Annotated in this window: 20 protein-coding genes; 10 read left to right on the top strand and 10 right to left on the bottom strand. The window is 48.6% G+C overall.

Annotated features, from left to right (window positions below; all coding sequences use genetic code 11):
- Nucleotides 1-28: 28 nt before the first annotated feature.
- Nucleotides 29-712, bottom strand: coding sequence for a YggS family pyridoxal phosphate-dependent enzyme (locus F5971_RS05905; RefSeq protein WP_036507622.1), 684 nt, complete (start codon nucleotides 710-712; stop codon nucleotides 29-31).
- Between the two features lie 90 nt (nucleotides 713-802).
- On the opposite strand from F5971_RS05905, the gene F5971_RS05910 reads away from it, so the two are divergent.
- Both F5971_RS05910 and F5971_RS05915 read left to right on the top strand, forming a co-directional pair.
- Nucleotides 803-1,837, top strand: a complete 1,035-nt coding sequence (locus F5971_RS05910) for a type IV pilus twitching motility protein PilT (protein ID WP_036508078.1) — start codon at nucleotides 803-805, stop codon at nucleotides 1,835-1,837.
- 25 nt (nucleotides 1,838-1,862) lie between these two features.
- The gene (locus tag F5971_RS05915) at nucleotides 1,863-3,041 is read left to right on the top strand and encodes a PilT/PilU family type 4a pilus ATPase (RefSeq protein WP_036507623.1); all 1,179 of its coding nucleotides are present in this window, start codon (nucleotides 1,863-1,865) and stop codon (nucleotides 3,039-3,041) included.
- Between the two features lie 91 nt (nucleotides 3,042-3,132).
- On the opposite strand, the gene F5971_RS05920 is transcribed toward F5971_RS05915, so the two are convergent.
- Genes F5971_RS05920 through metK form a run of 9 tightly spaced genes read right to left on the bottom strand, consistent with a single transcriptional unit; the run spans nucleotide 3,133 to nucleotide 10,939 of the window.
- The gene (locus F5971_RS05920) at nucleotides 3,133-4,410 is read right to left on the bottom strand and encodes a dihydroorotase (protein ID WP_193494406.1); all 1,278 of its coding nucleotides are present in this window, start codon (nucleotides 4,408-4,410) and stop codon (nucleotides 3,133-3,135) included.
- Nucleotides 4,407-5,432 carry an aspartate carbamoyltransferase catalytic subunit gene (locus F5971_RS05925; RefSeq protein WP_051514074.1) on the bottom strand — a complete coding sequence of 342 codons (1,026 nt, stop codon included), beginning with the start codon at nucleotides 5,430-5,432 and terminating at the stop codon, nucleotides 4,407-4,409. Before F5971_RS05925 ends, F5971_RS05920 begins: the two co-directional genes overlap by 4 nt.
- 23 nt (nucleotides 5,433-5,455) lie before the next feature.
- Nucleotides 5,456-5,965, bottom strand: coding sequence for a bifunctional pyr operon transcriptional regulator/uracil phosphoribosyltransferase PyrR (gene pyrR, locus F5971_RS05930; protein WP_036507625.1), 510 nt, complete (start codon nucleotides 5,963-5,965; stop codon nucleotides 5,456-5,458).
- Nucleotides 5,940-6,422, bottom strand: coding sequence for a Holliday junction resolvase RuvX (ruvX, locus tag F5971_RS05935; protein ID WP_036507628.1), 483 nt, complete (start codon nucleotides 6,420-6,422; stop codon nucleotides 5,940-5,942). Before ruvX ends, pyrR begins: the two co-directional genes overlap by 26 nt.
- A 10-nt stretch (nucleotides 6,423-6,432) precedes the next feature.
- A complete protein-coding gene (locus tag F5971_RS05940) occupies nucleotides 6,433-6,999 on the bottom strand; it encodes a YqgE/AlgH family protein (protein WP_193494407.1) in 567 nt (188 codons plus the stop codon).
- Between the two features lie 51 nt (nucleotides 7,000-7,050).
- Nucleotides 7,051-8,007: an energy transducer TonB gene (locus tag F5971_RS05945; protein ID WP_051514077.1), complete on the bottom strand. Its 957-nt coding sequence runs from the start codon at nucleotides 8,005-8,007 to the stop codon at nucleotides 7,051-7,053.
- The gene (gene gshB / locus F5971_RS05950; RefSeq protein ID WP_193494408.1) at nucleotides 8,007-8,957 is read right to left on the bottom strand and encodes a glutathione synthase; all 951 of its coding nucleotides are present in this window, start codon (nucleotides 8,955-8,957) and stop codon (nucleotides 8,007-8,009) included. The genes F5971_RS05945 and gshB overlap by 1 nt, the downstream gene beginning before the upstream one ends.
- Nucleotides 8,954-9,706, bottom strand: coding sequence for a 16S rRNA (uracil(1498)-N(3))-methyltransferase (locus tag F5971_RS05955; RefSeq protein WP_193494409.1), 753 nt, complete (start codon nucleotides 9,704-9,706; stop codon nucleotides 8,954-8,956). Before F5971_RS05955 ends, gshB begins: the two co-directional genes overlap by 4 nt.
- Nucleotides 9,707-9,718: 12 nt before the next feature.
- Complete coding sequence (gene metK, locus F5971_RS05960) at nucleotides 9,719-10,939, bottom strand: methionine adenosyltransferase (RefSeq protein WP_193494410.1); 1,221 nt, start codon at nucleotides 10,937-10,939, stop codon at nucleotides 9,719-9,721.
- A gap of 241 nt (nucleotides 10,940-11,180) precedes the next feature.
- On the opposite strand from metK, the gene tkt reads away from it, so the two are divergent.
- The 8 genes from tkt (at nucleotide 11,181) to F5971_RS06000 (ending at nucleotide 21,152) form a co-directional block, all read left to right on the top strand.
- Nucleotides 11,181-13,181: a transketolase gene (tkt, locus tag F5971_RS05965; protein ID WP_193494411.1), complete on the top strand. Its 2,001-nt coding sequence runs from the start codon at nucleotides 11,181-11,183 to the stop codon at nucleotides 13,179-13,181.
- A gap of 42 nt (nucleotides 13,182-13,223) precedes the next feature.
- On the top strand, nucleotides 13,224-14,243 hold the full coding sequence (locus tag F5971_RS05970) for a type I glyceraldehyde-3-phosphate dehydrogenase (protein ID WP_036507638.1): 1,020 nt from the start codon (nucleotides 13,224-13,226) through the stop codon (nucleotides 14,241-14,243).
- Between the two features lie 41 nt (nucleotides 14,244-14,284).
- Nucleotides 14,285-15,451: a phosphoglycerate kinase gene (locus tag F5971_RS05975; RefSeq protein ID WP_036507640.1), complete on the top strand. Its 1,167-nt coding sequence runs from the start codon at nucleotides 14,285-14,287 to the stop codon at nucleotides 15,449-15,451.
- A 34-nt stretch (nucleotides 15,452-15,485) separates the two neighbouring features.
- Nucleotides 15,486-16,550 (top strand): class II fructose-bisphosphate aldolase, encoded by a 1,065-nt coding sequence (fba, locus tag F5971_RS05980; protein WP_193494412.1) that lies wholly within the window; start codon nucleotides 15,486-15,488, stop codon nucleotides 16,548-16,550.
- A 443-nt stretch (nucleotides 16,551-16,993) separates the two neighbouring features.
- Nucleotides 16,994-18,007 carry an amino acid ABC transporter substrate-binding protein gene (locus tag F5971_RS05985; protein ID WP_193494413.1) on the top strand — a complete coding sequence of 338 codons (1,014 nt, stop codon included), beginning with the start codon at nucleotides 16,994-16,996 and terminating at the stop codon, nucleotides 18,005-18,007.
- Between the two features lie 104 nt (nucleotides 18,008-18,111).
- Nucleotides 18,112-19,290 carry an amino acid ABC transporter permease gene (locus tag F5971_RS05990; RefSeq protein WP_193494414.1) on the top strand — a complete coding sequence of 393 codons (1,179 nt, stop codon included), beginning with the start codon at nucleotides 18,112-18,114 and terminating at the stop codon, nucleotides 19,288-19,290.
- 2 nt (nucleotides 19,291-19,292) lie between these two features.
- Nucleotides 19,293-20,387 (top strand): amino acid ABC transporter permease, encoded by a 1,095-nt coding sequence (locus tag F5971_RS05995; RefSeq protein ID WP_193494415.1) that lies wholly within the window; start codon nucleotides 19,293-19,295, stop codon nucleotides 20,385-20,387.
- A gap of 15 nt (nucleotides 20,388-20,402) precedes the next feature.
- Nucleotides 20,403-21,152, top strand: a complete 750-nt coding sequence (locus F5971_RS06000) for an amino acid ABC transporter ATP-binding protein (protein ID WP_036507643.1) — start codon at nucleotides 20,403-20,405, stop codon at nucleotides 21,150-21,152.
- Nucleotides 21,153-21,227: the final 75 nt, after the last annotated feature.

Genomic DNA, 21,227 nt, shown 5'->3' on the forward strand with positions numbered 1-21,227 from the left:
AAAAATTAGAAAAAAGAGACTTAGACAATTAAGTTCGCTGTCCAAATAGAGCTGTGCCTACGCGGACGATGGTGCTTCCTTCGTAAATGGCGGCTGCTAAGTCTCCTGACATTCCCATAGAAAGTGTATCTAAATCAAGCCCTTCAGTCTGTAGTTGAGTCATTAAGGCTTTAACCTTGGCAAAGGTGGTGCGTTGCCGTTCTGAATCTGGCTCGGCTTCAGGAATGGCCATTAACCCCCGCAAACGAACACCGGGTAGTTGAGCAATCGCCCGTGCTAATTCGGGTAACTCCTCAGGATGGCAACCCGATTTTGTGTCTTCTCCACTAATATTAACTTGAATGCAAATATTGAGAGGAGGGAGGTGAGGAGGGCGCTGTGCTGAAAAACGCTCTGCAATTTTAAGACGATCAACGCTGTGAACCCAGTCAAAATGCTCAGAAATTGCCCGTGTTTTGTTGGATTGTATGGGGCCGATAAAGTGCCATTCTATCTCGAGATCACTGAGAAGTGTTTGTTTTTCCAATGCTTCTTGAAGATAGTTCTCGCCAAATGCATGCAAGCCTGATGTGTACGCCTCCCGTATCTCAGCATCCGTCCGGGTTTTGCTGACGGCAAGCAGTAATACAGATTTAGGATCCCGGTGACAGGCTAGGCAAACATTATCAATATCACTACGTACCTTCTGGATTTTCTCTGCTATTATAGTCATGATTAAAATCTGCTTGTTGTACCCGGATTAATCGGGTTATTCTGGATTCATCCAAATACATTAATGGAAGTCGCTGCGAGCTCGATACTTATGGATATTACAGAACTTTTATCATTTGCTGTACAGCAAGGTGCATCGGATTTGCACTTAAGCGCTGGTATGCCTCCCGTGATACGTGTTGATGGCGATGTGCGCCGTATTAAGTTACCCGCACTGGATCACAAACAACTTCACACACTTGTCTATGACATCATGAATGATAGGCAAAGGAAAGAGTACGAGGAAAACCTGGAAGTCGATTTTTCCTTCGAGGTTCCTAAACTTTCTCGTTTTCGTGTGAATGCTTACAATCAGCATCGAGGTGCGGCAGCGGTTTTCCGAACGATACCCAGTCGCGTTCTGACCATGGATGACTTAGGCTTGGGCAAAGTGTTCCAAGACTTGTCGAGTAAACCCCGTGGTCTTGTATTGGTGACCGGTCCGACGGGGTCTGGTAAGAGTACAACGCTGGCGGCGATGATTGATTTCATCAACAATACCCGCTCAGATCATATTCTGACCATCGAAGACCCCATCGAATTTGTACACGAAAGTAAAAAATGTTTAATTAACCAACGTGAAGTACACAGAGATACGCACAGTTTCTCAAATGCGCTACGATCGGCTTTGCGTGAAGACCCAGACGTTATTCTCGTGGGTGAGATGCGTGACTTGGAAACCATACGCTTAGCGCTCACCGCTGCCGAAACAGGTCACCTTGTGTTTGGAACCCTTCACACCACCTCAGCTGCGAAAACGATGGATCGTATTGTGGACGTTTTCCCTGCTGCCGAGAAGTCGATGGTTCGCTCCATGTTATCCGAGTCGTTACAAGGGGTGATATCCCAAACCCTGTTGAAGCGGCTGTCGGGTGGACGAGTGGCCGCCCATGAAATCATGGTCGGGACGCCTGCGGTTCGTAACCTGATTCGTGAAGAAAAAGTAGCGCAGATGTATTCTGCAATTCAGACTGGGGCGGCCTTTGGAATGAAAACATTGGATCAATCCTTGTCTGAGTTGGTGAGTAAAGGAATTATTTCGCGTGATGCCGCGCGTGAAAAAGCAAATAGCCCGGCATCCTTCTGAGTTCAGAGAGTAAAGGTATCTGATAATGGATTTTACACAGTTACTCAAAGTCATGTCGGATCGTGGAGCGTCGGATCTGTTTGTGACGGCTGGCGCAGCGCCAGCAATCAAAGTCGACGGCACCATTAAGCCATTGACCAAAGAGGCGTTAAAGCCTGACCAAGCCCGTAAGCTGGTCTACAGCACCATGAATGATCGACAGTTGGCTGAGTTTGAAGGGACGCATGAGTGTAATTTTGCCATTAGCGCTCCGGGTATAGGTCGTTTTCGTGTGAGTGCTTTTGTACAGCGCAATACGCCTGGAATGGTGATGCGTCGCATCAATACCTATATTCCGACACTTGAAGAGCTGGGGTTGCCTCCAGTGCTTAAAGATTTGTCGATGATTAAGCGTGGACTCATTTTGTTTGTGGGTGGCACTTCAACAGGTAAATCAACGTCATTGGCGTCAATGATTGATTACCGTAACACGCATCACGCTGGACACATCATTACTATCGAAGATCCTATCGAGTATATCCATAACCACAAGAAGAGCATTGTGACTCAGCGTGAGGTCGGGCTGGATACCGACTCCTATGAAGTCGCGTTGAAAAACACCTTGCGCCAAGCGCCAGACGTGATTTTGATGGGGGAGATACGTGATTCGGACACGATGAAGTATGGTCTAAATTTCTCCGAAACAGGGCATCTTTGCATGGCAACCCTGCATGCGAATAATGCAAACCAGGCGTTAGATCGCATCATTTCGTTCTTCCCGTCAGCACAGCATGATCAGGTTTGGATGGATTTATCGCTCAACCTGAAGGCGGTGGTTGCGCAACAATTGCTCCCGACGGTTGATGGTAAGGGCCGAAGAGCGGCCATCGAAGTGATGATTAACACACCTTTGATTCAGGACTTGGTTCGTAAAGGATCTGTTCACGAAATTAAAGATGTGATTAAAAAATCAACGAACCTTGGTATGCAAACCTTTGATCAGTCCTTGTACCATCTCTACAAGGAAGGTGTCATCTCTTACGATGTCGCCTTGACGCATGCAGACTCTGCGAATGATCTTAGACTTAGCATTAAGCTGGGTTCCGATACGATTACCCAGGCAAAAGGGGGCGTGGAAGATGAGCTCATTCCAACACTCTTTACACTGCAAGAAGAAGACGATGACATGAATTTAACAGGGCAGGCCACCGTTCGTAAGATGTAAGGCGGCTTGTTTGATAAAAAGGCGGCTCCATTTAGGGCCGCCTTTTTAATGTGTCGTTATTCCATTTGGATTTACGTCAGTCGTGATCGTTTTAACGCTTAAAGACGATGCGTCCACCTAAGAGTGTGCAATCAACACGACCCTTTAAGCTGTGCCCGTAGTAAGGCGTGTTTTTACCCATGGACAATAAACTCTGATCATTCACAGTCCAAGTTGCCTCTGGATCAAAAATGCACACATCGGCTTGGACGCCTGACTGCAAGGTTCCACTATCCAGTCCTAAGATTTTAGCAGGCCCAAGCGTCAGCTTCTCAATCAGTTGCGGTAGCTCAATGAGCTTTTGTTCCACAAGCTTTAAACTCAAAGGTAACAGCGTTTCGAGACCGCTGATGCCAGGCTCAGTCTCCGAGAAAGGGGCTTGTTTCGCAATGACATCCAGAGGTTGGTGATCTGAGCAAATCGCCGACAGGGTGTCCGTGACCAAGCCCTGTCTTAATCCGGCACGGTCCAGCGGGCTGCGTAATGGCGGTTGAACATGTAAGGATGAATCAAAGCCGTTGACATCTTCGTCGCATAAAAGAAGATGATGAATGGCGACATCCGCCGTGACCTGTAATCCACGCTTGCGCGCTGCATCAATCAGTTGAATCGAGCGTTCACAAGACAGTTGTCCAAAGTGAGCTCTTACTCCAGTTTGCTCAATTAACAGTAAGCACCGTGAGACTTCAATGGTTTCTGCGGCTTCTGGTATTCCTTCAAGCCCCATGCGCGCAGATGAAGCACCATCATGCATGCAACCTTTACGGCTTAAACCGGCATCTTGCGCTTGGAAAATCACAAGCAAATCAAAGGTGGCGGCGTACTCAAGGCAGCGCAATAACGCTAAGCTATCCACCATGGGTAATCGTGCATTGGTAAACGCAACGCATCCCGAGCGGGTTAAGGCATGAAGCGGCGCCAGTTGTTCACCCTGTAGCCCACGTGTAAGCGCCCCGATGGGCAGAACGCGTACAAAGCCTGCATCCGCCGCGCGGTCTTGTATCAGCTCAGCTACCGCGGGTGTATCAACAATCGGTGACGTGGCGGGCGAGGTTAAGAGTGTGGTGATGCCGCCTGCTGCTGCGGCAGCGGTTTCGCTGGCAATGCTGCCCTTTTGCGTAGCACCAGGCTCGCGTAAGTGCGTGAACAGATCAATCAGACCCGGGCAGACAATTTTGTTGCGTGCATCCAGCGTGTCATCGGCGAAATAGCCTTCGGGTGGCTCATGTCCAATCGCCAGAATGGTACCTTGATGAATGTAGAGATTTGCAACCGTATCGATCTTTTGAGCAGGATCTATGATACGTCCACCTTCAATAACAATATTCATAGGGATTCAGTCCTTGCTGAAGACTCAGTGAACGAAGAGGATTGGGTGTTGAGTTGTTGGCCACTCATAGCCATCGACATTACAGCCATGCGCACAGCAATTCCATTCGTGACTTGATTGAGAATGACAGAGCGGGGGCCGTCGGCCACGCGCGACTCAATTTCAACTCCTCGGTTGATCGGCCCTGGGTGCATAACAATGGCATCAGGCTTGGCATAGGCCAATTTGTTTTCGGTGAGGCCGTACAAGCTGTAAAACTCGGATTCACTGGGAAGAAGAGCGGTTTGCATACGCTCTCGTTGCAGTCTGAGCATGATGACAACATCCACATCTCTCAGTCCGCGTGACATTTCGGTAAAGACTTTGACGCCTAAGCTTTCAATGTGTTTAGGCAAGAGTGTGGCAGGGGCGATAACGCGAATTTCGTTTGCTCCCAGGATGCGCAGGGCATGGATTTCGGAGCGCGCGACACGCGAGTGCAGAATGTCGCCCACAATCGCGACTTTTAAGTTTTTAAAGTCACCTTTATGTTGGCGTATCGTCAGCATGTCGAGCATGGCTTGTGTTGGATGGGCATGACGGCCATCGCCTGCATTAATAACAGCGACATCGGGTGTAACATGCTGAGCAATGAAGTGAGCAGCACCGCTGGCAGAGTGGCGAACAACAAACATATCACAATGCATGGCTTGTAGCGTCATGAGTGTGTCTTTCAGGGTTTCCCCTTTTGACGTCGAAGATGTGCTGATATTCAGGTTCAAAACATCGGCTGAGAGCCGCTTGGCGGCAAGCTCAAAGGTCGATAAGGTCCGGGTGCTGGCCTCGAAAAACAGGTTGGCTACTGTTTTGCCCCGTAACAACGGAACTTTTTTGACCTGTTGGGCGTTCATATCAACAAATGAATCGGCCGTGTCCAGAATTTCAGTCAGGAGTAGAGGAGACAAGCCCTCGATGGTCAAGAAGTGTTTAAGTTGACCCTCAGGCGTTAGCTGAATAGCGTCGTAGTATTCTTTAGGTAACATAGTCGGGACTCAATAAAATTAAGTTAGCTGCGGTTACGTATTTCAAGCGCTAAGGGAAAGGGCCCAGAAAGCTTTATTTGTTGATCTTCACCTAGGGTCAAGCGCTCACCCACGACATCAGGTTGAATCGGTAAATGCCTATGCTGGAGATCAATCAGAGTCACCAGGAGTATTGAGGCGGGTCGACCATAATCAAACAGTTCGTTCATGGCGGCCCGAATCGTTCTTCCTGACATGATAACGTCATCGACTAAAATCAAATCGCGCCCTTCTGTTGGGCAAGGCAGTTGTGTGGGTTGAACCTTGGGGTTCAAGCCGGACTGCGAAAAATCGTCTCGGTAAAACGAAATGTCCAGTACACCCAAAGGGCTGTTAAGATTAAGTGCTGTGTGAAGCCGCTCTGCTAACCATACACCTCCTGTCCGAATACCGATCATGATGGGGTCAGTTAGATCACGATGCATCATTTGCACGCGAAGCTCTTGCGTAACGGATTCTAGTAAGTTTTCAGCGTTCAGGTGTCCCGATACCATAAACAGTCTCCAATGGGGTGTGGCTTGGGATGAGGTGGTTCGAAGCAAACCAGTCTTCTAATAATAAACGAGCAGCGATGCTATCGACGGGGTCTTTTTTGTAGTGTGTGCTTCCGCCTTGGGCACGATGAATCTGCTTGGCCTCATGTGTCGTGAGGCGCTCATCGATAAGGTAGCAAGGGAGTTTATAGCGCTCATGGAGGCGATTGGCAAACTTGCGTGCCCTGCGCGCCATTTCGCTGATACTGCCATCCATGTTCAGAGGAAGGCCCACAACAAGGCATTCAGGTTGCCAAGTCGTTATAAGCCCTACAAGGGCATTCCAATCAGGAATCCCATCTTTGGCCGAGATAGGGGGTAAAGGATGGGCTGTGCCTGTCAGGCGTTGTCCAATGGCCACACCAATACGGCCTGTGCCAAAATCAAAGCCCAACGCGGTTTGATTGTCTTGATTCATCTACTTTCGATCAGGCGTGCCCAGCATGCGATGTCATCAAATGTAGATTAACACCCAGTGTGTTGGCTGCTGCCTGAAGTCGCTCCTCAGCTGGTAACCGAAACAGTATATCTGAATTTGCTTGGCAGCTTAACCATACGTTGTCACGTATTTCTTGTTCCAGTTGACCGGGGCCCCAACCGGCGTAGCCGAGTGCGACTAAAAACTCTTTTGGACCCTCCCCCAATGCAAGCGCTTCAAGAATGTCCATAGAGGTTGTTAGGCTGATATCCGAAGTGATCGGGTGGCAAGATATCCAAGGACGCAGAGTGGAGCGATGCAAGACAAAGCCCCGATCTTCGTGGACCGGGCCGCCGTTATAGACCGGCGTTGGAGCAATGGCGACTTGGCTGTAGTCGATATCAATATGTGTGAAAAGATCATGGACCAATAGGCCCGCTGGACGGTTGATGATAATGCCCATTGCGCCGTATTCGCTATGATCACAGATATACGTAAGTGTCTGAGAGAAATGGGGATCGCTCAGATGAGGCATGGAAATTAAAAAATGGTCTCTCAGTGACAGTAGTTCTGACATGTTTATCACCCTGGCAAATGAACGCAATTAAAGCGCAGGTATGTATTAGGCTTAGTACACCTGCGCCCGATTCTCAAATTTCCAGGTACGAATTATTTCCAAGAGGTCGGTATTTTTCCTCATTTCAGTCGTAAAAGGCTGAAATGGAGCCGCCAGTTGAACGATACGAGTGGCGGCATCATCCAGTATTTGGTGTCCTGACGATTGTAGTATCTCTATGTAAGCGACGCTGCCATCGGGTTTTACGGCCACCAGTAAGCGTAGGCTGCCATAGGTGTTGCTACGGCGTGCTTCATCCGGGTAGTTGAGGTTGCCGATTGCTTCTATTCGTCGCCTCCAGTTGTCTAAATAGACGGCGTCCGTATGTGCCATGGTTGAAGGCGCGGATGTTAAGCGGCGAATTCTGGGGCGCTTCGCCAGCTTTTGTTGTTCGTACTCCAACTGCGCCTGCAGGCTCGCGATCTCCATGCTTCGGGAAAGGAGTGACGCTGAATGGCCGGATAAGGGCTGAGGTTGGCTGGAGGTCGTGCGCTCTTGCTGAACGGTCACTCTTTCGGTTTGGGGTTGCGTGGTTGCGATGACCGGTGTGCTACCCGTCTGGTCCGTGGGGTTCGGCTCAGCAGAGGGCGGCTCAGGTGTCGGCGGTGTGGGTTCAACGGCTTCCATGTCAGTAGACGGTGTGGGTTGAGGTTGCATGGACTGAGTGTTGATTTCCTCGCTCTCAAGCGGTGCCTCCTCTGTTACGGAGGGAAGCAATCGTTCCTCACTGTCTCCACTGCCTTGTTGGTTGCTTTGCGCGAAAAAGTCGACATCATCAGGTGCTTGTTCACTGATATAACGAGCCAAGGTGATGTCGAGTGTGCGTTCAGGCTTGTGCGTTTCCGGTAGCTTAAAGCTAATTGCGAGAATCAGAATTCCATGCAAGGCGAGTGCAATAAAAAGATATGCCCTGAAGCGATCTGCTTCAGGGGCGTTCCATAAAATGAGTTGTCCTGCTTTGTATCTCATTATGCCCTAAGTTTTTTTTCGATTAGATTCATTAAGTCCATGCCGATATCTAATTGAAACTGCTTGTCCAGTTCACGAATACAGGTTGGGCTGGTCACATTTATTTCGGTGAGATAGTCGCCAATCACGTCAAGTCCGACAAAGTGCAACCCTTTTGCTTTAAGGGTTGGAGCGACTTGCTCACAGATCCAGCGATCTCGGTCAGTTAAAGGGCGGCCTTCGCCACGTCCGCCTGCCGCCAAGTTGCCACGGGTTTCACCTGCCGATGGAATGCGCGCAAGTGCGTAAGGAACGGGCTCACCGTCAATCATCAGAATGCGCTTGTCGCCGTCTTTAATGGCCGGGAGATAGGCTTGCGCCATGCACATTTGTTGGCCATGCTGCGTCAGTGTCTCAATGACAACACCGAGGTTCATGCCGTCCTCTTGAATTCGAAAAATCGACGAACCGCCCATGCCGTCTAAGGGCTTGAAAATGACGTCTTTGTGGGTGGCATGAAAGGCCTTTAAAAGATCGGCGCGGCGACTGACCAGCAAAGGTGGGGTGCATTGAGGAAAGTGCGTGGCAAATAGCTTTTCGTTGCAGTCTCGAAGGCTTTGAGGATCATTGACGATCAGAGTACCTTCGGCCTGAGCCATACTTAACAAGTGTGTTGAGTAAATAAACTCATTGTCAAAGGGCGGATCTTTCCGCATAAGGATCACATCTAAATCATGCAGAGGCATGTGTTCAAAGGACCCTCTCTCGAACCAGCAGTCAGCATCCATGGCAACTTTTAGTGGTGCCATGCGTGCTTTTGCACATCCGGCCTCTAAGAAAAGATCGCTTTGCTCCATGTACCAGAGATCCCAACCTTTTCGCTGCGCGGCCCAGAGCATGGCTAAGGAACTGTCTTTTTTGAAGTTAATGGACTCAATAGGGTCCATGATTATGCCTATTTTGATCGTCATTTTGATGAGTCCTGTTGGGTCGGCCCGAGGTCGCCCCATAAATAGTGAAGTAGAGCAGTGGCGGCAACGGGAGCGGTTTCAGTACGCATGACACGCGGGCCAAGCGCAACGGGATAAAAGCCCTGAGCGATGGCGAGCTCAACTTCCGCTTCTGTAAGTCCGCCTTCGGGGCCAATTAAAAGCGCAACGGAGGATGGAGGCGGAAAGTCAGTCAAAGGTTGTGCGCTGTGGTGATGAAGCACCAATTTAAGGTCTGCTTGGACATCCTGCAACCATTCGGCTAAGGGGCGAGGCGAGTGAACCTCGGGAACAACACAGCGTAGAGATTGCTCACACGCGCTCACCGCGATTTGTTGCCAGTGGCGTTGACGTTTGTCTTGCCGTTCATGGCTGAGTTTGACTTCGCAGCGCTCGGTGAACAAAGGTGAAATACGAGTGCAGCCCATTTCGGTTGATTTTTGAATCGCATAATCCATACGCTCACCTCGGGATAGGGCTTGGCCTATCTCGATTTTCAATGGGCTTTCACGCTCAGGGGACTGAGTGTGAAGGATCTTGACTTGCATCCGGGTTTTGCTCGTGGCAACAACCTCTGCTCGATATTCATGACCGTCATTGTTGAATAGGGAAAGCGCATCCCCTTCACGCAGCCGCAGTGCCTTTAAGGCGTGCTGTGTTGCGGTTTCACCTAAGTCGATATGCATTCCCTCAGCCATAGGCTGAGGGTCATAAAAGCGAGGGATTCTCATAACGGGCCCTGATTACAGTCCGGCTGCAGCTCTAAGTGCGTCGGCTCGATCTGTCTTTTCCCAAGGGAAGGCCGTAAATGTTTCACTTTGTTCTTTGCCATCAACATCAGTCCATGAATAGGTGGTTTCAAAAGGCTCACGACCAAAATGGCCGTAGGCGGCTGTTAATTGATACATAGGATGCAACAGATCCAGCATGCGTGTAATCGCATAGGGGCGTAGGTCGAAGGTCTGTTTGACCAGTTCGATAATTCGTGCATCACTCACTTTGCCTGTTCCGAAGGTGTTGATCGACACAGACGTCGGTTCGGCGACACCAATTGCATAAGACACTTGGATTTCACAGCGGTCAGCTAAACCAGAGGCAACGATGTTTTTGGCAACATAACGACCCGCATAAGCCGCTGAACGGTCGACTTTAGAAGGGTCTTTACCCGAGAACGCACCGCCGCCATGGCGTGCCATGCCGCCGTAAGTATCGACGATTATTTTGCGCCCAGTCAAGCCACAATCACCGACAGGGCCGCCGATTACAAACTTGCCCGTTGGGTTGATATGGTAGCGTGTAGAGTCAGACAACCATTCAGCCGGGATGACGGCTTCAATAATTTCACGGCGTACCATGCGGCGCAGATCTTCTTGATTGATATCCGGTGCATGCTGGGTAGAGAGTACAACTGCATCAACGGCACAAGGCTTGCCTTGGTCATCATAACGGAACGTGATTTGGCTTTTTGCATCGGGACGTAACCAAGGCAGCATGCCATTTTTACGCAACTCGGCTTGGCGCTCGACCAAACGGTGCGCGTAATGAATGGGGGCTGGCATATAGGACTCGGTTTCGTTGGTGGCATAGCCAAACATTAAACCTTGATCGCCTGCGCCTTGGTCTTCGGGCTTGCTCCGATCAACGCCTTGAGCGATATCGAGTGACTGTTTGCCAATCAGGTTAATGACGCCGCAGGTGGCACCGTCGTATCCAACATCCGATGATGTGTAGCCTATGTCGCTGATCACTTTACGCACGAGGTCTTCTAGATCAACCCACGCGCTGGTGCTGATTTCGCCTGCTACAATGGCGACACCTGTTTTGACCAGTGTTTCACACGCAACACGTGCGTGCTTATCGCGTGCGATAATGGCATCCAAAACAGCATCGGAAATCTGATCAGCTATTTTGTCTGGGTGTCCTTCAGACACCGATTCTGACGTAAACAGTGTGTATTCGCTCATATCCGGACTATATCCTCAAAAGGGTAAGGGTTTTTATTTAGGCCTTTGCCGACATTTTAACGGCTCTGGCTAGGTTTTTCATAATTGAATTGCCCATTTAGGGTGAAATATTCTGTGTTTTCGTATGAAATTCTCTCTTTTAGGTGAATTGCATTTGAAGCTAAGCCCTATCTGGGCGAAAATTAGCAACTAAATTATCCGAACCAAAATCTAATTGGGTTTAGACCCAGGAGTTGAGTCAATGTCCTCTCGCCGTGAACTTGCCAATGCTATTCGTGCATTGAGCATGGACGCTGTCCAGAAAGCAAAATCCGGTCACCCCGGAGCCCCCATGGGAATGGCTGATATAGCTGAAGTCCTATGGAACGACTTCCTGAAACATAATCCGGCTAATCCTTTGTGGTTTGATCGTGACCGTTTTGTACTCTCAAACGGGCATGGCTCAATGCTGATATACTCTTTGCTGCATTTGTCCGGTTACGATGTCTCCATCGAAGATTTGAAGAACTTCCGTCAGCTGCACAGCAAAACAGCTGGGCATCCAGAGTATGGCTATTGTCCTGGCGTTGAAACCACTACGGGACCTTTGGGCCAAGGGATCACCAATGCCGTGGGTTTTGCTCTCGCTGAAAAAGTGCTTGCTGCTCAGTTCAATAGAGAAGGTCATGACATTATCAACCATTACACCTACACATTCTTAGGTGATGGCTGCCTAATGGAAGGTATTTCTCACGAAGCTTGCTCTTTGGCAGGAACACTTGGCTTAGGTAAACTCATTGCATTTTGGGATAATAACGGCATTTCAATTGATGGCGAGGTTGAAGGTTGGTTCACCGATAATACCCCAGCACGCTTTGAAGCCTACGGCTGGCATGTGATTGCTGATGTTGACGGTCACGATGCAGATCAGATCCGTGCAGCAATTGAAGAGGCGCAAGCCAATACAGAGCAACCCACGTTAATCTGCTGCAAAACCATTATTGGCTTTGGATCGCCCAATAAACAGGGTAAAGAAGATTGTCACGGCGCGCCTCTTGGTGACGATGAAGTGTTACTGGCACGTGAGCAATTGCAGTGGCCACATCTACCCTTTGATGTTCCAGGGGAAATTTACGATGACTGGGATGCGCGTGAAGCCGGCCAGCATGCTGAAAATGACTGGAATGAGCGCTTAGCTGCCTATAATGCAGCCTATCCTGAGTTGGCCACGGAGCTGTTGCGTCGTTTAAGTGGCGACTTGCCTGCGGATTTCGAAACACAGGTTGATGCTTGGATCGCAGACATTGCGGCTAAAGGCGAAACCATTGCGACGCGTAAAGCCTCGCAAAATGCACTCAATGCGTTAGGACCGATTTTGCCTGAGTTTTTGGGTGGGTCGGCTGACTTGGCGGGTTCTAACTTGACGCTGTGGGCTGGCGCGAAAGGCGTCAGCAAAGACGATGCGGCGGGTAACTACGTCTATTACGGTGTTCGTGAGTTTGGCATGAGCGCAATCATGAATGGCATTGCCCTTCATGGCGGCTTCATCCCTTATGGCGCCACCTTCCTTGTTTTCATGGAGTATGCACGCAATGCAGTTCGCATGGCGGCATTAATGAAACAGCGTGTTATTTTCGTGTATACCCATGACTCCATCGGCTTAGGGGAAGATGGACCAACACATCAGCCGATTGAGCAAATCTCTAACCTGCGTCATACACCGAACATGGAAACTTGGCGTCCTTGCGATGCGGTGGAATCGGCCGTGGCTTGGAAATCTGCTGTTATGCGCGTAGACGGTCCCAGCGCTTTGATTTTCTCTCGTCAGAACTTAGCACATCAACCACGCTCTACGGAGCAGGTGGCTGACATCGCGCGCGGTGGCTATATTTTGCTAGACAGTGCTGGCGTGCCCGATGTTATTTTGATTGCGACAGGCTCTGAGGTGGAGTTGGCGGTTAACGCAGCGCATGCACTCAGCGCTGAAGGTAAAGCGGTACGTGTTGTCTCTATGCCCTGTACTGAGCGTTTTGATAAACAAGATGCCACTTACCGTGAACAAGTCCTTCCGGCTGCAGTCACTGCAAGAGTGGCGGTTGAAGCGGCTCAGGCTGACTTCTGGTACAAATATGTCGGTTTGCAAGGTGCGATCGTGGGAATGACGTCATTCGGTGAGTCTGCCCCAGCAAATGAGCTGTTTGCTCACTTTGGATTTACCCTTGATAACCTAGTAAAAACGGCAAACTCCGTTATCAACGTTTAACAATACCACCACCTGAGCAGGCGTGTTGATGAGAGCAGTAGAATGACGTTTCGAGTTGCGATCAATGGTTACGGTCGTATAGGCCAAAGTCTGCTTAGAGCGGTGTATCAAAGAGGGCTGCAATCAGATCTTAAGATTGTAGCGCTCAATGAGTTAGCCGATATTGAAACCTTGGCGTATCTAACACGTTACGATACGACGCATGGGCGCTTTCCCTTGTCGGTCTCTCATCAGCACGATCAGTTGTTGATCGGCCAGGATTCAATACAGGTGTTGGGAATCTCGTGCGCGAACGAATTGCCTTGGCAGTCACTGGACATTGATTTGGTGATGGAGTGCTCGGGCAGTTTTTCGAGCCGTGAGGCTGCCGAGCAGCATTTACGCAGCGGTGCTAAGCGCTTGTTGTTTTCGCATCCAGCTGAACCTGATATTGATGCAACGGTGGTGTATGGCTTTAATCATCACTTGATTAAACCTGAGCATCGTTTGTTATCCGCCGCATCTTGTACCACGAACTGCTTAATCCCGGTGTTGGATGTGCTGGATAAAGCCTATGGTATCCTGAATGGTGTCACAACGACGATCCATTCTGCGATGAACGATCAGCCCGTGATTGATAGTTACCATCATACCGATCTACGTTTGACGCGAAGTGCTTTGCATTCGATCATTCCAGTGGATACGGGATTAAGTAAAGGCATTGATCGATTATTGCCCCACCTTGCAGGTCGTTTCGAATGTTTGCATGTTCGGGTGCCGACCATTAACGTGTCTTTAATGGATCTTTCAGTCAATGTTGAGCGGTCGACAACGCCTGCAGAGGTGAACCGCTTGCTGAAAGACTATGCGGAGTCAACTGCACACTTCGGTTTGGTTGGCTACACAGAAGAGCCGCATGCCTCCGTTGATTTTAACGGTGATCATCGCTCGACCATTGTCGATGGGACGCAGACCCGGGTGTCAGGTGGACGCTTACTTAAGCTGATGTGTTGGTTTGATAATGAATGGGCTTATGCTAATCGTATGCTGGATGTAGCGCAGTATTGGTTAAATCAACGTTAACTTTTTAATTAAACTACTCAGACAAAACAGGACTACTCAGTATGAGCGTGCTTAAGATGACAGATTTGGATCTATCCGGTAAACGGGTGTTGATCCGCGAAGATCTTAATGTTCCAGTTAAGGATGGCAAGGTTACCTCTGATGCCAGAATCCGCGCCTCTTTACCCACCATTGAGTTGGCATTGAAAGCCGGTGCTAAAGTCATGGTTATGTCTCACCTGGGACGTCCAACCGAAGGTGAGTTTGACGAAAAATATTCTTTAGCGCCCGTTGCTGAATACTTGTCTGGGGTGTTAAAGCGTCCAGTTCCCCTGATTCGTAATTGGATTAACACGCCATTTGAAGTGGCGGAAGGGGACTTGGTATTACTGGAAAACGTTCGCTTCAATGCGGGTGAAAAAAAGGATAATGACGCACTTGCTAAAGCCATGGCGGACTTATGTGACGTCTTTGTTATGGATGCCTTTGGTACGGCCCATCGTGCTCAGGCATCAACGCACGGTGTTGCTAAGTTTGCGCCGATTGCCTGTGCTGGACCTCTCTTAGCCAATGAGCTGGATGCGCTTGAAAAGGCGTTGGCGAATCCTGTGCGTCCGATGATGGCGATCGTCGGTGGGTCGAAGGTGTCCACAAAGCTTGAAGTACTGAACTCCTTATCCGATCAGTGCGATCAGTTAATTGTAGGCGGTGGGATAGCGAATACCTTCTTAGCCGCAGCAGGTAAGCCTGTTGGAAAATCACTGTGCGAGCATGATTTGATTCCAGCCGCTCAAGCCTTGATGGCCAAAGTGAACATTCCGTTGCCTGTCGACGTGGTTGTGGCCAAAGAGTTTTCTGAGACGGCAGACGCTGTTATTAAGCTAGTGGACGAGGTCGCAGAAGATGAGATGATTTTGGATATAGGTCCTCAATCAGCTCAGAATCTCGCTGCGTTACTGAAATCGGCTGGGACGATTATTTGGAACGGCCCCGTTGGTGTGTTTGAGTTTGACCAGTTTGGTGAAGGCACAAAGACGGTTTCCTTAGCCATAGCGGAAAGCGATGCCTTCTCGATTGCGGGTGGGGGTGACACCTTGGCCGCCGTCGATAAATATGAAATTGCAGCACAAGTGTCTTATATTTCAACAGGCGGTGGTGCATTTCTTGAATTTGTAGAGGGTAAGGTATTGCCCGCTGTCGCCATGCTTGAGCAGCGTGCAGCAGAATAAAATTATTTTAAATTTAGTCAGTTGAGGATTTCTGATGGCTCTTATTTCTATGCGACAGCTGCTGGATCATGCAGCAGAATACGGTTATGGCATACCTGCGTTTAACGTAAATAACCTAGAACAAATGCGTGCAATTATGGAAGCGGCCGCAAAAACCAACTCACCTGTTATCGTGCAAGCATCTGCTGGGGCACGTAAGTATGCAGGTTCAAACTTCCTGCGTCATATGATTCTGGCTGCCATTGAAGAGTTTCCGCAAATTCCTGTGTGCATGCACCAAGATCATGGCACCAGTCCAGCGGTTTGCCAGCGTTCAATCGCGATGGGTTTTTCCTCTGTGATGATGGACGGCTCGTTAGGCCCAGATGGCAAAACACCGACAACCTATGAGTACAACGTTGACGTGACGCGTCGCACCGTTGAAATGGCGCACGCTTGCGGTGTTTCTGTTGAGGGGGAACTGGGCTGTTTAGGATCCCTTGAAACAGGGCAGGCTGGCGAAGAAGATGGCATTGGAGCCGAAGGCATCCTGTCTCACGATCAAATGCTGACAGACCCAGAAGAGGCTGCGGACTTTGTTAAGAAAACCGGTGTTGACGCGTTGGCAATTGCTATTGGCACCAGCCATGGTGCGTACAAGTTTAGCCGTCCACCCACAGGCGATACCCTGGCCATTGAGCGAATCAAAGCGATTCATGCGCGTATTCCAGACACCCATCTCGTGATGCACGGTTCGTCCTCTGTACCACAAGACTGGCTGGCGATCATCAACGAATTCGGTGGTGAAATTCCAGAAACCTATGGTGTGCCTGTAGAGGAAATCGTACAAGGGATTAAGCACGGTGTGCGCAAAGTGAATATTGATACCGACTTGCGTTTGGCTTCAACGGGCGCTGTGCGCCGCTTCCTAGCGCAGCATCCATCAGAATTTGATCCGCGTAAGTACCTAAAAGAAACAATGACGGCGATGAGAGATGTATGTATCGCACGTTATGAAGCCTTTGGTACGGCGGGTCATGCGAGCAAAATTACGCCGATTTCACTTGAAAATATGGCGGATCGTTATGAGGCTGGCTTGCTAGACGTGACGGTTCGTTAAGCATCTTACCGCTGAAGAGGGCTGTACTAGCCCTCTTTTTTTGTTTTAAAATTTTTTACTTACACCCCTTTCCCTATAACTAATTTCTTAATTAACAAAGGTTAATTTATGCCTTGGTTATAAGAGATCTGCATTTTATGTTTGAAGTCTATTTTTAGTTTCAATCCTTAGATAGCGAACTAGGTTTTTAGACCATTATTAAAAAATAATGCACCAAAACTGCGCTTTTTACTAAAATTCTGCTGTTCATCTTCCATTTTTTGCGCTATTTTCTATCAAGGCTAAAGCCTTTAAATAAATAGAAGCGGCATGAACGCTCGAAGATTCCTCCTTCTGAAGTAGTTACACCTCTTTGGCATGCGGATTGCATTATCTCTCGGGCGTTTATGCGTGACATCTTAATGTTGCGTAAAACAATAAATAATGTTCATGGGAGATTTTACATGAAGAAGATTGCAACACTTGTAGGCGCTACAGTCGCGATTATGGCAACTGCTGGAGCTCATGCGAACACATTGGAAACGGTTAAAAACAGAGGCGCAGTGCAGTGTGGTGTCAGTGATGGTCTTCCTGGCTTCTCGGCAACCGACAGTTCTGGTCGTTGGCAAGGCATCGATGCTGATGTATGCCGTGCAGTTGCGGCGGCTGTTTTTGGTGATGCCGAAAAAGTAAACTTTGTATCACTCACAGCAACCGAGCGCTTTACCGCACTGCAATCAGGCGAGATCGATATTTTATCCCGTAACACAACTTGGACACTGACACGTGATGCGTCACTGGGTCTGAATTTTACCGGTGTGAATTACTACGATGGTCAAGGCTTCCTGGTTAGCAAAGATTTAGGCGTAGACACCGCCAAAGAATTGGATGGAGCGTCTGTTTGTATCCAATCCGGTACGACAACCGAGCTTAACCTGGCGGATTACTTCCGTGTGAACGGCATGAGCTACGAGCCTGTTCTTTACGATACATCTGATCAAACCGTTGGTGGTTTTGAAGCGGGTCGTTGTGATGTATTAACCTCTGACCAATCTCAACTTTACGCGTTAAGAATCCAACTTTCTGATCCAGATTCAGCCGTTGTTCTGCCAGAAGTTATTTCTAAAGAGCCTTTAGGTCCTGTTGTTCGTCAAGGCGATGATGCTTGGTTCAACGTTGTGAAATGGTCTCTTTACGCCATGATCAATGCTGAAGAAATGGGTATTACAACAGCCAATGCAGAGGAAATGAAGTCCTCTAATGACCCTGGAATCCAGCGTTTCTTGGGTGTAAGTGGCAATATGGGTGAATTGTTGGGCGTCAGCAATGACTGGGCATTCAACATTTCTAAACAAGTGGGTAACTATGGTGAAGTGTTTGAGCGTACCGTTGGTACTGGCTCACCGCTGAACATTTCTCGTGGTTTGAACGCGCTGTGGTCCGATGGTGGTCTGCAATACGCGCCTCCTGTCCGTTAATCGGTTATTAGCCTAATGATCAGCCGAGCAAGGAGATCCCTTGCTTGTGCTGGTCGCTTCGATTTTGCTGGGCTTTCCTAGCCGTTTATGGGGCTGATTACATCATGAATCCAAATAACCGTAATGGGCTTTCTCGTCTGTTTTACAATCCAACGGCGAGAAGTCTTTTCTTTCAAGCGTTAATTCTGGGCCTATTGCTTTATTTTGTTATGACGATTGTAGGTAACGTCATGACAAACTTAAATCAACGAGGCATATCCACAGGGTTTGGTTTTTTAAGTCAACCCGCTGGGTTTGGTATTTCACAAACACTTATTGAATATAACGAAACCTTTACGTTTGGTCGTACTTTCTTTGTCGGCTTATTAAACACCTTGCTTGTCTCTTTCTTGGGGGTTATTGCTGCAACCTTTTTGGGAGTGGTGGTTGGTATCAGCCGGATATCACCGAACTGGCTGCTGCGAAAAATCTCCATGGTCTACGTGGAAATTCTACGAAATATACCGCTGTTGTTACAGATCTTCTTTTGGTATTACGTGGTGCTACAAACTCTACCAAGGCCACGAGATAGCTTATCGTTTGGGGAAAGCATTTTTATCAATATACGGGGTGTGTTCGTACCCAAACCGGTTCCTGATGCTGGGTTTTCCTTTTATATCGCGCTGTTAGTGGCCGCTGTGGTGGCGGTAGTCGCCCTCACTATTTGGGCAAAACGTAGAATGCGCGATACGGGTCAGCAGTTCCCTGTGTTTTGGACATCCATTGCCATATTGTTTGGTACGGCTGTGATTGGCTTTTTTATCACTGGACGTCCAATTATGTTGGATTACCCTGAGTTAAGAGGGCTTAACTTCCGAGGTGGGATCACAATCCTTCCTGAGCTGATTGCTTTGTGGTTTGCGTTAACCATCTATACCAGTACCTATATCGGTGAGATCGTTCGTTCAGGCATTGAGTCCGTCTCTCATGGACAAACAGAAGCCTGTCGAGCGCTAGGTCTTAACGAAGGGCATAGAATGAAATTAGTCATTCTGCCGCAAGCTATGCGCGTCATGATTCCTCCAATGACGAGCCAATACTTGAACCTAACAAAGAACTCATCTTTGGCAACCGCGATAGGGTATCCCGATTTGGTGTCTGTATTTGCAGGAACAACACTCAATCAGACAGGGCAAGCCATCGAAATCATCAGTATGACAATGTTGGTGTATTTAACCATCAGTCTGCTGGTATCAGCCTTTATGAACTGGTTTAACCGTCGTGTGGCGTTGGTGGAGCGATAGATATGTCTGAATTTGTACCCAAACCTGCCCGTCCTGCACCCATAACCGAAATTGGTGCGATTGGCTGGGCAAGAAAAAATCTATTCTCAAGTATCCCAAATACCGTGATCACCTTGCTGACCGCTTATGTGCTCTGGTCTGTTTTGGTGCCATTTTTGGGTTGGGCGTTTGTGAATGCTGATTGGGTTGGCTCGTCCAGAGCCGATTGTACCAGTGGTGGAGCCTGCTGGGTTTTCATCAGTGTACGTTTTAACCTGTTTATGTACGGCTTCTATCCGGAGGATAGCTATTGGCGGCCCAATTTGGCGTTCATTCTATTGATTGGATTCTTGATTTGGCTCTCAATCCCGCGCATTCCGTTCAAGAAGCTAGGGGCCATTTTGGCATTGACCGTGTATCCGGTATTGGCTTACGTGCTTCTATATGGCGGCTTCGGTCTTGAAGTCATCCCGACGCATCGTTGGGGCGGGTTGATGTTGACGCTTGTGCTGGCCTTGATTGGTATAGTGGTCGCTATTCCTATTGGTGTGGTGCTGGCGTTAGGACGCCGAAGCGAAATGCCTGTGATACGCATGGTCTGTGTCATCTTTATTGAGTTCTGGCGCGGTGTCCCGCTAATCACGATCCTTTTCATGGCCTCCGTTATGTTGCCCTTGTTTTTTGTCGGCGGAACAGATGCTGATAAATTGATGAGAGCCTTGATCGGTATTGTCATGTTCCAGTCGGCTTATATGGCCGAAGTGGTGAGGGGTGGCTTACAGGCGCTTAGCAAAGGGCAATTTGAAGGTGCCGATGCGTTGGGGTTGAGTTACTGGCAAAAAATGTTTTTGGTTGTACTGCCTCAGGCAATGAAGATCATGATTCCAGGAATCGTGAACACCTTGATTTCCTTGTTTAAAGATACCAGCTTGATCGTGATTATTGGTCTGTTGGATATCTTGGGGATGGTGCGTCAAGCCTTGGCAGACCCTGCTTGGCTAGGCTATCCCGCCGAGGGGTATTTATTTGTGGCCTTTATGTTCTGGATCTTCTGTTTCAGTATGTCACGCTACAGTATTTATTTAGAAAACAAACTTAATACCGGCCATAAGCGCTAACAGGGGTTTTGGTTTATGACACAAGAAACTGGCAACATCATTACTCTGAAAAACGTCAACAAGTGGTACGGTGAGTTCCATGTGCTTAAAGACATCAATTTGGATGTCAAAATGGGCGAAAAAATCGTTATCTGCGGTCCGTCTGGATCGGGAAAGTCGACGATGATTCGTTGCATTAACCATCTTGAAGAACACCAAGAAGGGGACATCATTGTTGATGGCGTTATTTTAAACAATGACTTGAAGAACATCGGACAAATTCGTAAAGAAGTGGGGATGGTGTTTCAGCACTTTAATTTATTCCCACATCTGACCGTGTTGCAAAACTGTACGTTGGCTCCAATCTGGGTGAAAAAAATGCCACAGAAAGAAGCCGAAAAAATTGCAATGAAATTTCTTGAGCGTGTGAAGATTCCGGATCAGGCCAATAAGTTTCCAGGGCAGTTATCGGGTGGACAGCAGCAACGTGTGGCCATCGCACGTAGTTTGTGTATGAACCCACGTGTCATGCTCTTTGATGAGCCAACCTCGGCGTTGGATCCTGAAATGATCAAAGAAGTACTGGACGTTATGGTTGAGTTGGCGGGTGAAGGGATGACGATGCTTTGCGTGACGCATGAAATGGGCTTTGCCAAGAAAGTGGCAGACCGCGTCATCTTTATGGATGCCGGTCAAATTATTGAAGAGAACGACCCTGAATCTTTCTTTAATAATCCACAGTCTGAGCGTACTAAACTCTTCTTAAGTCAGGTATTAGGGCACTAATTCACCGAGACTGACAACAAGGCCGCATCCTGATTGACAGGGCTGCGGCCTTTTTTATTTTTGTAAAAGAGCGTT

The organism is Nitrincola alkalisediminis, assembly GCF_009821115.1.
Lineage (GTDB): Bacteria > Pseudomonadota > Gammaproteobacteria > Pseudomonadales > Balneatricaceae > Nitrincola > Nitrincola alkalisediminis.